The sequence below is a fragment of the Parabacteroides sp. AT13 genome, assembly GCF_002272965.1.
Taxonomy (GTDB): domain Bacteria; phylum Bacteroidota; class Bacteroidia; order Bacteroidales; family Tannerellaceae; genus Parabacteroides; species Parabacteroides distasonis.
Genome location: NZ_NQMH01000001.1, coordinates 1893853 through 1907230, shown reverse-complemented (window position 1 = coordinate 1907230; position 13378 = coordinate 1893853). Strand labels below are relative to the sequence as shown.

At 43.1% G+C, this 13378-nt stretch carries 9 protein-coding genes; all 9 read left to right on the top strand.

The features are described 5' to 3' along the window. Nucleotides 1–20 precede the first annotated feature (20 nt). Nucleotides 21–1184 carry a 6-bladed beta-propeller gene (locus tag CI959_RS07980; protein ID WP_057317663.1) on the top strand — a complete coding sequence of 388 codons (1164 nt, stop codon included), beginning with the start codon at nt 21–23 and terminating at the stop codon, nt 1182–1184. Between the two features lie 12 nt (nt 1185–1196). After that, on the top strand, nt 1197–2069 hold the full coding sequence (locus CI959_RS07975) for a lanthionine synthetase LanC family protein (RefSeq protein ID WP_050758721.1): 873 nt from the start codon (nt 1197–1199) through the stop codon (nt 2067–2069). Nucleotides 2070–2081: 12 nt separating this feature from the next. Further along, complete coding sequence (locus CI959_RS07970; protein ID WP_057317664.1) at nt 2082–3308, top strand: TIGR04157 family glycosyltransferase; 1227 nt, start codon at nt 2082–2084, stop codon at nt 3306–3308. Continuing rightward, nucleotides 3308–5380: a TIGR04157 family glycosyltransferase gene (locus tag CI959_RS21510; protein WP_081033169.1), complete on the top strand. Its 2073-nt coding sequence runs from the start codon at nt 3308–3310 to the stop codon at nt 5378–5380. The genes CI959_RS07970 and CI959_RS21510 overlap by 1 nt, the downstream gene beginning before the upstream one ends. A 10-nt stretch (nt 5381–5390) precedes the next feature. Beyond that, nucleotides 5391–6818: a Gfo/Idh/MocA family protein gene (locus CI959_RS07960; RefSeq protein WP_008773243.1), complete on the top strand. Its 1428-nt coding sequence runs from the start codon at nt 5391–5393 to the stop codon at nt 6816–6818. A gap of 545 nt (nt 6819–7363) precedes the next feature. Continuing rightward, nucleotides 7364–8557, top strand: coding sequence for a 6-bladed beta-propeller (locus CI959_RS07950; protein ID WP_057317665.1), 1194 nt, complete (start codon nt 7364–7366; stop codon nt 8555–8557). Between the two features lies 1 nt (nt 8558). After that, on the top strand, nt 8559–9704 hold the full coding sequence (locus tag CI959_RS07945; RefSeq protein ID WP_057317666.1) for a 6-bladed beta-propeller: 1146 nt from the start codon (nt 8559–8561) through the stop codon (nt 9702–9704). A gap of 36 nt (nt 9705–9740) precedes the next feature. Further along, entirely contained in the window at nt 9741–11936 is a 2196-nt protein-coding gene (locus tag CI959_RS07940) for a peptidase domain-containing ABC transporter (protein WP_095231432.1), read from the top strand. Between the two features lie 21 nt (nt 11937–11957). Then, nucleotides 11958–13253 (top strand): HlyD family secretion protein, encoded by a 1296-nt coding sequence (locus CI959_RS07935; RefSeq protein WP_057317667.1) that lies wholly within the window; start codon nt 11958–11960, stop codon nt 13251–13253. Nucleotides 13254–13378 lie beyond the last annotated feature (125 nt).

The window sequence follows — 13378 nt, the reverse complement described above, 5'->3', positions numbered from 1 at the left end:
GTAAACAAAATAATATGCAAATGAAAACATTCATTTTTATAGGAATAACCACCCTGTTTGCAATGACAGGGTGTGGAGGCAGTCATTCTTCGACCGATGAGTTTATAACCGTGGATGTAAATGAAAGTTATTCAACCAAAAAAGAACTGGTCCTGCAAGACTTCATGGATGTAGAGTATATTCCGCTGGAAACAAACGATGAGTTTATTAATCAGGGATATGTACAAGCGGTTGGTAAAAAATACATAATAGTGGCAAATTATAATAATGATGGAAATATATTCGTATATGACCGGAGCGGAAAGGCCATCCGTAAGATAAACCGTAAAGGACAAGGAGGGGAAGAATATATAAATTTTAGATGTGTTACGTTGGACGAAGAAAACAATGAAATATTTATAAATGATCACTATGCAAAAAAAATAAAGGTTTATGATTTAGAGGGAAATTTTAAACGCAGTTTGAAGCAGAAAACAGAAGGTGACTCTCAGTTCTATTGGGAAATATTCAACTATGACAAAGAAAATCTGATTTGTTACGATGAAATCAATGCTGAGATACCCTTCCTGTTCGTATCGAAGCAAGACGGGAGTATAACCAAGGAAATAAGACCTTCCTTTAAAGAGAAGAAGTACTTTTTTCAAGTCTTACGGATGGAAAATAGTACAAGAGGTGCCAAACCGGGACCTTACAGCAGAATCACTCCGTTTAATGGTAATTGGATTCTATTAGAACCCTCGTCAGATACGATCTACACATTGATGCCCGATTGCAGTTTACGACCGTTTATCGCGCGAACACCACCCATCCATACCATGGATCCGGAAGTGTTCTTGATTCCGAAGTTGATATCCAATCGCTATTATTTCATGGAAAGTATAAAAAATGTATATGATTTCAGGAAAGAAGAAGGATTCCCTAAAACCTACTTTGTGTATGATACCCAAGAAAAGGAGTTTTCCAGATATATCATATACAATGGCGATTATACTTATAAAAATGAATTCTATATGGTTATGCTGACCCCTATCAATGCCCAAGGTGAATCATGGGCTACCTTAAACGCTTTCGATCTTTGCCGGGACTATCAAAAGGGAAAGTTGAAAGGCAAACTAAAAGAAGTGGCCGCGACATTGGAAGAGGATGACAATCGGGTGGTAATGTTGGTGAAATCTAAAAAGTAAAAAAATATCGCAATGTCGGAAAACAATACCATTCAAATAAAAAAGGATCTGCAACAAATTACCGATATGCTCTTGCTTAACGGTACATTAACCGAATGTCCAGGGTTGGTACATGGTAAGATGGGAATCGCTATTTTCTTTTTTCATTATGCACAATATACAAATAATATGTTGTTTGCTGATTATGCTATGGACTTGATTGATCAAATATTGAATCAATTACATGTCAACAGTCCAGCAAATTATAAAAAAGGGATAGCTGGTATCGGTGTCGGATTCGATTATATGATCCGAAATAATTTTCTGGACATTGAAGATGATATTTGTGAGGATTTTGATGGAAGAATGTATCGGGCTGTGAAATATGATCCCTGGCAGGATTTCAGCCAATACAACGGATTAACTGGCTATGGGCGGTATTGGATGACACGTCTGAATTTCCCTACGCCCGCAATGCAGGCACGTGAATGTCTAACATCTATTGTTAAATTGATCGAAGAACATTTACCGGATATATCCGCAGAAGAGCAAATTGATGTGTATTGCTTTTTATATGATTTGCAAGAAATATCCGGTTCTGATCGTTACACTGGGCTTTTGGAACAATGTCGGAGGATATGGGGAGTACAATCACCGGATTTAATCCAAGCTATTCCACGATTAAAGGAGTCGGTCGTTGGTAATATTGCGCGCGTTTATCTACATCATCGTTATTTGCACGAACCGATACACGACAACGTTGATATTACTTTGAAACAAATTCCGGATTTGGAAATGGGAAAAGCTCCCGTTGCTACAGGACTTCTTAATGGATATGCAGGTGAGGGCATGATACGGTTGGCCGCATTGGATCGAGCAAATATATCATGGGTGAATCTATTGTAACTCGCATTGAATATGAATTTATATATTTTCAATCAAACCCGGCGTGGAGCGGTATTTGGCGTAGGCACTTATATCCATGAATTGGTTACCGCCTTGAAAGGCCGTGATATAAATATTTGTGTCGTAAATCTAATATCCGAAAAGCCTCAAATACAAACAGAATGGATAGATGGAATTCAATATTGGCACTTCCCTTTAGCCATATCGGATCAACGAACGACAAACGACCAAGAACAATGGGATTTGTATTATCGGAATGTCGTTTATTTGCTTCGACTACATATCAAAGACAAAGATAACTTGATATTTCATCTGAATTTTTTTGAAAGCGGGAAATTGGCAGAAGAACTGAAAAATGCGTTTGATTGCCAACTTGTAGCAGTCTCTCACTTTTTCGATTGGGGCTTTACCATTTATGACAATCCCGAACGGTTATCCCGTATTTTGAAACAAAAGCATCCGGATGCGTTGGAGAAAAGGCTGCAAACGATGTTTGAGGTGGAAAGAACCTATTATTCGACAGTAGACCACATCATTTGCATGACACGCTATATGAAAGATATTTTGTGTAAGAATTATGGCATTGATATCGCTAAAATATCTGTAATTCCAAATGGCTTACAGGATATGTCCGATAGGTTAGACAGCATAGCTCTTCGTAAGAAATGGAATTTATCGGCAGAAGAAAAAATAATACTTTTTGCCGGTCGCTTTGATGAAATCAAGGGAATACTTTTTTTGATCAAAGCCTTTCGAAACGTGTTAAAAATTTATTCGAATTGCCGTCTCATAATGGCTGGTAGCGGTAATTATGATATATGCTTCCAAGAGGCTAAAGATATTTGCACGAAAATAACATTTACCGGATTATTGAATAAAAAAGACCTGAATGAAATCTATCAAATAGCAGACATTGGGATTGTACCATCCTTATTCGAACCATTCGGCTATGTGGCTATTGAAATGATGATGCACGAATTGCCTGTGGTAGCCACAACTACATCGGGATTAAATGAGGTGGTTAATAATGCTTGTGGGTTAAAAATACCTCTTACCATACTATCTGAAAGTGTGGAAATAGACGTTATGTTATTGTCGGAAAAGATTATATACTTGTTGCAACACCCAATCGAAGCCAAACTAATGGGACAAAACGGACGGAAAAGGTATCTTGACAATTATGCTTCGGAAATATTCCGTATCAATATGGTAAAAACATATAATTCTTTATTTCAATAATGAACCTATATATTTTTCACACATCGAGCGAAGCAGCGGTATATGGGATTGGCACCTATATTCGCGAACTAACCACCGCACTTCGTCATAGCAAGATTAAGGTATGCGTGGTAAATTTAAGGGCGCACGTACCTCAAATGCAAATGGAGGAGACAAGCGATGGCATAAAGCGATGGTATTTTCCGGAGCCTATAGAACAAATGGCGACTGATCTCCTAAATGATTTGTATTATAAAAATATTGTATACCTGCTACAATTATACATTGAGGATAAAAGCAATCTGATATTTCATTTGAATGCCAACCATAGCAGTAAATTTGCAAAAGAATTAAAAAAGGCGTTTGATTGCAAGATTGTATTGACTATACATTATTTCGATTGGTGTTTCAAACTGTTAGGCAATTTGACTCATTTTAGGCAATTATGTAAAACGCAGGAAACGGTTCAGAACCGTGAGGATATAGAATATTTGAAAGAGGAGTTCCAAAAAGAAAAGGAAACTTTTGACGTAGTGGATCATATTATTTGTCTTTCGAAAAAGACAATGTCTGTATTGCAAGATGATTACAAAATAAAGCCGGATAAAATCACAGTCGTATATAATGGGCTTACCGATAGTAAAATCAGTGTTGAAAAATCAGCGTTAAGGAAAAAATATGGTATATCCGATGCTCCAATTTTTCTATTTGCCGGAAGATTAGACTATATAAAAGGATTAAAATATGCTTTAAGGGCATTCAAAATAGTATTAAAGACGCATCCGGAATGTCGTTTCATCATTGCCGGAAATGGAGAGTTCGATGTCCACTTGATCGAATGTGATGATATTTATATGAATGTCATCTGGACAGGGTTGATAAACAAAGAGAAACTTTACGAACTATATACAATAGCTGATATGGGGATTATGCCATCGTTTCACGAACAATGTAGTTACGTTGCCATAGAAATGATGATGCATGGATTACCAATCATAGGTAGTACTTCTACCGGTTTATATGAAATGATAGAGAATAATATTACCGGCTTACACATTCCTGTGATGGAATATGCAGATAAAACAGAAATTGATAGTTCACTATTGGCTGAAAAGATGTTATACCTACTCCAACATCCGATTGAAACCAAGCAAATGGGGCAAAACGGGCGTAGAAAGTATCTCAACAACTATTTTATAGATATATTTCGCAAGAATATGTTGAAAATGTATGAGTCATGTTGGAATCGTGATGAAGGTAAGATTAAAGTTTTGATCGTAACCGGCCAGAGCAATCATAATTGGGAAGTCAGCCACCTTGCGATCAAGCAGATTCTTGAGAACTCCGGACTTTTTACGGTCAATGTCGCCATATCGCCTAAAACAGGAAAGATCATGTCGAATTTCGACCCTGATTTTTCTTCCTATCAGTTGGTGATACTTGATTATAACGGTGACAGATGGCCAGAAAAAATGGAAAAATCTTTTTTAGAGTTTGTGAAGAATGGAGGTGGCGTGGTGGTTTACCATGCCGCAAACAATGCTTTCAAAGATTGGGAAGAATATAATCGGATCATCGGCTTTGGGGGCTGGGGTGGACGTGAAGAGACGGCTGGTCCCTATATCTATCGGCAAGACGGTTACTTGAAGTATGATGATAAATCTTCCGGATGTGCCGGTTCACATGGTTGCCGGCATGAGTTTGTACTTCATTGTGGCAATCCGGAGCATCCAGTGACAAAAGGCCTTCCTGCTGCATGGTTGCATGCACAAGATGAATTGTATGACCGGATGCGTGGGACGGGTATTATCAAAGATGTCTTGTTTTGGGGATATTCCGATCCTACAACGAAAGGATCCGGACGAGATGAATTAGTAATGTTTACGGTCGATTACGGAAAAACACGTATCTTCCATACGACTTTGGGGCACGCCGGAAATTCGCTTGACGATAATATAGCCATGCAATGTGCCGGCTTTCAGGTTACATTGCTTCGCGGTGCCGAGTGGGCTGCTACCGGACAAGTGACACAACCAGTTCCGGATAATTTTCCAACCGAGACAACCATATCTTTACGTAAGAACTATAAGTAAAATATATAACATGCAGATCGCACCGAACTCTATTTTAGGTAAAAGCCACGGGCATACAGCTCCATCGGACAAACTGAATATAGCTGTCGTTGGTATTGGCGGTATGGGAATCACCAATATCCAGCATGTTTTTGAGACAGAAAACATCGTTGCTCTTTGTGATGTGGACTGGAAATATGCAAAGCCGGTCTTGGACTGTTTTCCGAGAGCTGGGAAATATAAAGATTTTCGCCGGATGTTTGATGAGATGGATAGGGATATCGAAGCGGTTATAGTGGCGACTCCCGATCATACGCATGCCATTATCGCTGCTACCGCTATGACATTGGGCAAACATGTGTATGTCCAGAAACCGTTGGCACATTCGATTTATGAGTCAAGATTGCTTTCCCGATTGGCTTCCGAATACAGGATTGCCACGCAGATGGGAAACCAGGGAGCTTCCGGCGAGGATGTCGATTGGGTATGTGAATGGATATGGAACGGTGAGATCGGTGAAGTGAAGAAAGTGGAAGTGGCGACCAATCGCCCAATGTGGCCGCAAGGATTGGAAACGCCAACCAAAGCGCACAAGATTCCGGCGACATTGGATTGGGATTTGTTTATCGGGCCAGCTCGAATGAGGCCGTTTAACAAGATATACCATCCTTGGAACTGGCGTGGTTGGTGGGATTTCGGAACCGGTGCTTTGGGAGACATGGGTTGCCATGTTTTGCATCCCGCTTTTAAAGCGCTTAAATTGGGGTATCCTGTATCTGTGGAGGCGGCATCCTCCCCTTTGTTCATCGATTGTGCCCCGCAGTCAGAATATGTGAAATTCGTGTATCCAGCACGAAAGAGGATGGCGAAAGTGGATTTTCCGGAAGTCGAGGTACATTGGTATGATGGTGGATTTATGCCCCAACGCCCGGAAGGGTTTCCACAGGAACGTCCGCTCATGGGGATAGCCGGTGGATTGACGATTTTCCATGGCACGAAAGATACGTTGATTTGTGGTTCTTATGGTCTTCAGCCATGGTTGTTATCTGGGCGTGTGCCAGATGTCCCCAAGACAATTCGCCGTGTAGACCGGGCGATGGATGGTGGTCATGAACAGGATTGGGTACGCGCCTGCAAGGAAAGTCCGGAGAACAGGGTGAAAACAAAGTCGGATTTTTCAGAAGCAGCAGTATTTAACGAAATGATCTTGATGGGAATATTGGCTGTCCGTCTGCAATCATTGAATAAAATATTGGAATGGGACGGGACGAACATGCAATTTACAAATATCAGCGACGATGAAAAAATCCGACAGATGATCGTAAATGGTTTTACAATCAAAGCGGGGCATCCTTCATTCAATGCAAAAATGTCAGATCCGGTTCATGCGAAAGAATTTGCTGCCGAATTGATCAAACATACTTATCGTGCAGGTTGGAATCTGTCGGAAATGTCATAATTTGCATAAAATGGTTTATTTAAAATCTATCCAAGCACAGGTTTCTGTAATTATGTTTCAATATTATTACTGTCCGCTAAAACTTAACAGTTTGAAAAAGTAAGCCACCGATAGAGCGTAAGATATTGTTAATCCGATTCAGTACCTTTGCCTCCACACTTAAAAAAGTAAGATTATGGAAAGTAAAGATTATTTCGAGAAGGTTATGCAGGGTAAGCATCAACAGAAGTACACTTGTAGATTTGTATTATAACAACATGGGGCAGCTGGTATCTGGAGTCCGAAAAGGATGATCTGGGAATCAACGACCCGGAAATAAACGAACTATTTGACCTTTTGATAAGTGACCCACAAGATAGCGAGGAGAAACAACATCCATTGCTAAGCCTGTGCCGAAATTATGTAAATAACGGATAGAATTCCATTCATCGCTATAAGTTTTGAACAAAAAGAAGGGATCACGAGAAAAAATAACCTATTTTTGTGACTAGGCATAATTGAGCGAACGTATCGCCCTAAGTGTTTAACCTTAAATCGTAAGAATAATGAAATGGATAATCACAATTTCAGCGATCCTCCTCTTTGCGTTAGCGGGATGTGGAAAAGATAAACAATCAACAAATGAACTCATCACAGTTGATGTTACAAAGAATTATCCTGAAAAGGAATTGACACTACAGGATTTCATGGATGTGGAATACATCCCGTTGGAAACAAATGATGAGTTTGTTACCCAAGGCAAAGTAATGGCCATTGGTGCAGAAGTTATATTAATAACCAACTGGGCCAACGACGGGAATTTGTTTGTTTTTGACAGAAAAACCGGCAAAGCCTTGAAGAAGATAAACAGGAAAGGGCAAGGTGGCGAGGAATATATAGGTATTACGGAGATTGTTCTGGATGAAGCAAACAAGGAAATATTTGTCATAGCCTATACCGGAAGTAAAATCTCAGTATATGATCTAGACGGAAATTTTAAAAGGAGTTTCAAAGCCGCAGGTACGGAATCTCATGTAAATACATTTAATTACGACCGGGAAAATTTGATCTCTTATGTACCGGATAATAGTCTGGAAAACCCGTCAAACGCCATACCTCCATATTATTTAATCTTTTCCAAACAGGATGGAAGTATCATCCGGAAAATATCAATTCCTTTTGATGAAGTTAAAAGCCCGGTCGCAAGAGACGGGGAAAACTGGGAGAACTGGGCCGCTCCAGTTCCAACCGCCATGTATCAAATAGTTCCAGATCATACCAATTGGGTACTTATGGAGACATCATCCGATACCATATACCACTATTTGCCGGATGCTAATACGACAATCCCCCTTATCGTAAGAACCCCCTCCATACACTCCATGGATCCTCCTGAAGTATTTCTTATACCAACCGTTTTTACCGACCGTTATTATTTCATGAGCCTGTTGAAAGCGGAATTTAATTTTGAAACAGGGAGAGGGTTTCCAATTTCCGGTTTGATGTACGATAGACTGGAAAATTCTTTATTCATACCTAAAATATACAATGGTGATTATACCAGCAAAAGAGAAGTGGATATGACGTCGAGACCTTTAGATCCGGAATTCGTAATCGGACAGTCATTGCAAGCCCACGAACTTGCCGAGGCTTACGGGAGAGGACGATTGAAAGGCAAACTGAAAGAGATCGCAACTACATTGGATGAAGAGTCCAATCCGGTGATTATGCTGATAAAACACAAGAAAAATAAATACTAGCATGAAAGTAAATTTAATTTCAGCAGTCCTCCTCTTTGCCTTAGCGGGATGTGGAAAAGATAAGCAATCGACAGACGAGCTTGTCACGATCAATGTTAGCAAAGATTACCCAGAAAAGGAGCTAATCCTTCAGGATATTATGGATGTAGAATATATTGCGCTGGAAACAACTGACGAATTTATCACACATGGTAATGTCATGGATATCGGCGAAAAATTTATAATAGTAAAAAACAACACAAACGACGGGAACATATTCATTTTTGACCGGAAAACGGGGAAAGCTATACGGAAAATAAACCGTTTAGGACAAGGTGTCGAGGAATATCCGGGGATTGCAGGAATTACACTAGATGAGGAAAACAATGAGCTATTTGTTACACATACAGGGAAAATATCAGTATATGATTTAAACGGGGACTTTAAAAGAAGCTTTAATTTCCTAGACCCCGAGAGTGACTACCTTAAGGTTTTTAATTATGACAAGGATAATCTGATCACTTATGATAACAAAGGCTATGGAATGGTGGCAGACCAACAGCCTTATCATTTGATTATCTCAAAGTATGACGGAAGTATTATCCAGAAAATTACAATTCCTTCTAAAGAACAGAAAACACTGGTTATATTCGGAGATAATGATCAAAAAGTAATTCCTACTTTTTTTGCTACAACCGCCACTTCCGATAATTGGATACTTATGAATCTCTCATCCGATACCCTATATTCCTATTCGCCAAACGGTCATATTAAGCCTTTTATCGTGAGGACACCCTCTATATATTCCATGGATACAGAAATATTTCTTTTTGTAGAGGGGGTGACAAGCCGTTATTATTTTATGAGAACCGTAGAAAAAAAACTCGATATTAAAACGAGAAAAATACCGGTGAGTAGGTTGGTATACGACAAACAGGAAGATTCTATATTCAAATATCAAATATATAATACTGATTTTTTATATCAAAGACCGATCTATTGGATTTCATCTATTAATCAAGATATTGCGAACTGGTATCCCTTTGATGCGCCTGAATTGATTGAGGCTTATAAAGAAGGGAAGCTCAAAGGCAGGCTAAACGAAATCGCGGCGAAATTAAATGAGGATTCCAATCCCGTCATAATGCTGATCAAGTATAAGAAATAAGAACTAAATCATGTCTATATCCTAATGTTTTAATTTATGCTAAGATCGTTTCCACATTATCAGCAATTGGATTCTATGGACTGTGGTCCTAGCTGCCTCCGTATGATCGCCAAGTTCTATGGCCGTGTGTACTCGATCCAGAACTTACGGGAGAAAGCCTTCATCACCCGGGAAGGAGTCTCCATGCTGGGTATCAGCGAGGCGGCGGAAGCGATCGGGTTCCGAACACAGGGCGTGCGGATCACGGTGGAGGAATTGGAAAAGGAATGTCCCCTACCCTGCATACTGCACTGGAACCAATGGCATTTCGTGGTTTGCTACAAGATAAAGAAAGGGAAGTTCTACATAGCGGACCCGGCGGCGGGACTTATCACCTATACGAGGGAGGAGTTCAAGCGGTGCTGGGTCAGCACCAAGGTGGACGGACAGGATACCGGGACGGCGCTCTTGCTGGAACCGGGGCCGGAGTTCTACGGGATGGAGGACGAGAGGAGAGACAGGAAACGTAACCTCGGATTCTTTTTCCGATATATATCGCCCTACAGAAGGGAGATGGCACAGCTCGTGCTGGGCATGGTGACAGCCAGCGTACTGCAACTCATCCTGCCTTTCCTCACGCAGAGCCTGGTGGATACCGGAATACGGGACAACAACCTAAGTTTCATAACCTTGATCCTTATATCTCAATTGGTGATCTTTATCGCCAAGCTATCCGTGGACTTCATACGGAGCTGGATATTGCTGCACGTAAACACGAGGATCAATATCGCCTTGATCTCCGATTTCCTCGCCAAGCTGATGCGCCTGCCCTTGCATTTCTTCGATACCAAGATGGTGGGCGATATCATGCAGCGCATCGGAGACCATGACCGCGTCGAGGCTTTCATGACGGGGACATCCATCAATACGCTCTTCTCTTTCGTCAACTTCATCGTGTTCGGGTTCGTGCTGGCCTATTACGACTGGACGATACTGGGACTCTTCTTGGTAGGTAACGGGTTATACGTGGCGTGGGTACTCGCCTTCATGAGATGGAGGAGGGAGCTGGACGTAAAGCGTTTCTCGCAGGCGGCCGGGGAGCAAAGCAACCTATTCCAGCTCATCACCGGCATGCAGGAGATCAAGCTCAATAATTGCGAGACCAAGATGCGATGGAAATGGGAACGGATACAGGTAAAACTTTTCAAGATAGGGATTAAGGGGTTGGCGTTACAACAATACCAGCAACTCGGGGCGGTCTTTTTCAACCAGACCACGAACATACTCATCTCCTTCATCGCGGCACGGGCCGTCGTGCAAGGGGATATGACACTGGGTATGATGATGTCGGTGACCTACATCGTGGGGCAGCTCTCCTCACCAATCGAGCAATTGATCGATTTCTCACGGTCCTTGCAGGATGCGAAGATCAGTTTGGAGCGGCTCGGCGAGATACACGGGAAGGAGGACGAGGAACAGGCAGGCGGGATAAGGCTGAATGTTCTTCCCGATGACAGGACGCTACGGCTGGAAAACCTCAGCTTCAGCTATGACGGGGCGGACCGGGATTACGTGCTGGAGGATATCAACCTGTCGATACCCCATAACAGGGTGACCGCCATCGTGGGGGCCAGCGGAAGCGGGAAGACGACGATCGTGAAACTTCTGCTCGGTTTTTACAACCCCAACAAGGGGGATGTGAGGATCGGCGATACCTCCCTCAGGAACTTGAATCCCCACGTATGGCGTAGCAAGACCGGTTCGGTCATGCAGGATGGTTTTATCTTCTCGGATACGATCGCCAACAACATCGCCCCCGGCGAAGAGGTGGTGGATAAGGAACGCCTGCTGCATGCCGTGACGGTGGCGAATATCCGGGATTTCATCGATTCGCTCCCGCTGGGCTATAATACGAAGATCGGCATGGAGGGCAATGGAGTAAGCCAAGGGCAGAGGCAACGGATCCTGATCGCCCGGGCGGTGTACAAGAATCCCGACTTCATCTTCCTAGACGAGGCCACGAACGCCTTGGACGCAAACAACGAGCGGGAGATCATGGAGCAGTTGCACGCCTTCTACAAAGGACGGACGGTGGTGGTCGTGGCGCATCGACTAAGCACGGTACGTGACGCGGACAAGATCGTGGTGCTGGACAAGGGACGCATCGTGGAGGAAGGGACGCATCAAGAACTCACGGCCTTGCGGGGGACTTATTATAAGTTGGTGAAGAATCAGTTGGAGCTTGGGAATTGAGAATTGAAAATTGAAAATTAGTTGGAGAAGAGAAATAAGGACATAGAACTGAGGAGCGAGGAGGTACAGGAGGTGATGGGGCAAGTGCCGGCCTGGATCGTACGGTGGGGGATAACGCTGTTATTCCTCGTGGTCGTGACATTGCTGGTGGGAAGCTGTTTCTTCAAATATCCTGACGTGATCACGGCAGACATGACATTGACGGGGCAACATCCCGCGACGGCGGTAGTGACACGGGCAGCGGGAAAGATACAGGAGCTGCTCGTCAGGGATAATCGTCCGGTAAGGGAGGGGGATTGGCTGGCGGTCATAGAGAATCACGCCGACACGGACGATGCCATCTATCTGGATAAGGCGCTGGAACGATCCGGAAGCGACGTGGATAGCTTGGACAAGGCATTATCAAAGTACAAGGAGCTATCGCTGGGTGATATGCAAGCGGCTTACTCGGGACTACTCTCGGCGCTCCATGCCTGCATCAATTACAGGGAGATCGATTATTATCCACAAAAAATGGCCTCCATCCGCAAACAGATAGCGTTGTATAAGGCTTACTACAACGAGACCGAACGGCAGCGGAAGACCCTCTCGGAGCAATTCGCCTTGACAAGGCGGCAATACGCCCGGGATTCATTATTGTATAGCCGGTCCGTGATTTCCTCCTACGAGCATGAGACCGCACGGGCTTCTTTGCTGCAAAGCCGTTATTCGCTGGAAGGGGCGGCAGCCTCGGCCGAGAATCTCCGGATACAGATCGGGGAGCAAGAGCAATCCTTGCTGGATCTGACGCTGGAGCGGAGCGAGAAAGAATTTACGCTACGGCAGGAATTACAGACCGCCCGGGAACAATTGCTGAATAGCATGAACGAGTGGAGGTTGCGTTATTGCCTCATCGCCCCGGTAGGGGGTGTCGTGACCTTCACCAAGTACTGGAATGAGAACCAGTATATCCCATCCGGAGAGGTGGCTTTCACCGTCGTGCCGCAAGGCGAGAGCCGGCTGGTGGGGAAGGTGCGCATACCGATAGCACGCTCGGGAAAAGTCCGGAGAGGCCAGCGGGCGATCGTCCGTTTCTCCAATTTCCCGGATCAGGAGTTTGGCGTGGTAAACGGCGTGGTATCGAATATCTCATTGGTCCCCACCGACGAGTACTATACGGCGGATATCGATTTTCCAGAGGGACTGAGAACCAATTACGGTATCGACCTGCCCGTCTCGCCCGAGACGCAAGCCTCCGCAGAGATCGTAACGGAAGAATTACGCCTGATCGAACGATTCTTCCTCCCGATCAAACGGATCGTGAAAGAAGGATTTTAGTATAGATGTCACGAGTGACAGAGTTCGCCGCAGACTATGTCATTCAACTTCTATTACAAATTCTTACAATTAAGATAGCTCCTTATGAAAAAATTTTATTTTATTACGCTTAGTTTTTGAAAAAA

What these genes read in the sequence shown, in the direction of transcription:
- CI959_RS07980 (WP_057317663.1), top strand. Translation starts at nt 21, where the DNA reads ATGAAAACATTCATTTTTATAGGAATAACCACCCTGTTTGCAATGACA.
- CI959_RS07975 (WP_050758721.1), top strand. Translation starts at nt 1,197, where the DNA reads ATGTCGGAAAACAATACCATTCAAATAAAAAAGGATCTGCAACAAATT.
- CI959_RS07970 (WP_057317664.1), top strand. Translation starts at nt 2,082, where the DNA reads ATGAATTTATATATTTTCAATCAAACCCGGCGTGGAGCGGTATTTGGC.
- CI959_RS21510 (WP_081033169.1), top strand. Translation starts at nt 3,308, where the DNA reads ATGAACCTATATATTTTTCACACATCGAGCGAAGCAGCGGTATATGGG.
- CI959_RS07960 (WP_008773243.1), top strand. Translation starts at nt 5,391, where the DNA reads ATGCAGATCGCACCGAACTCTATTTTAGGTAAAAGCCACGGGCATACA.
- CI959_RS07950 (WP_057317665.1), top strand. Translation starts at nt 7,364, where the DNA reads ATGAAATGGATAATCACAATTTCAGCGATCCTCCTCTTTGCGTTAGCG.
- CI959_RS07945 (WP_057317666.1), top strand. Translation starts at nt 8,559, where the DNA reads ATGAAAGTAAATTTAATTTCAGCAGTCCTCCTCTTTGCCTTAGCGGGA.
- CI959_RS07940 (WP_095231432.1), top strand. Translation starts at nt 9,741, where the DNA reads ATGCTAAGATCGTTTCCACATTATCAGCAATTGGATTCTATGGACTGT.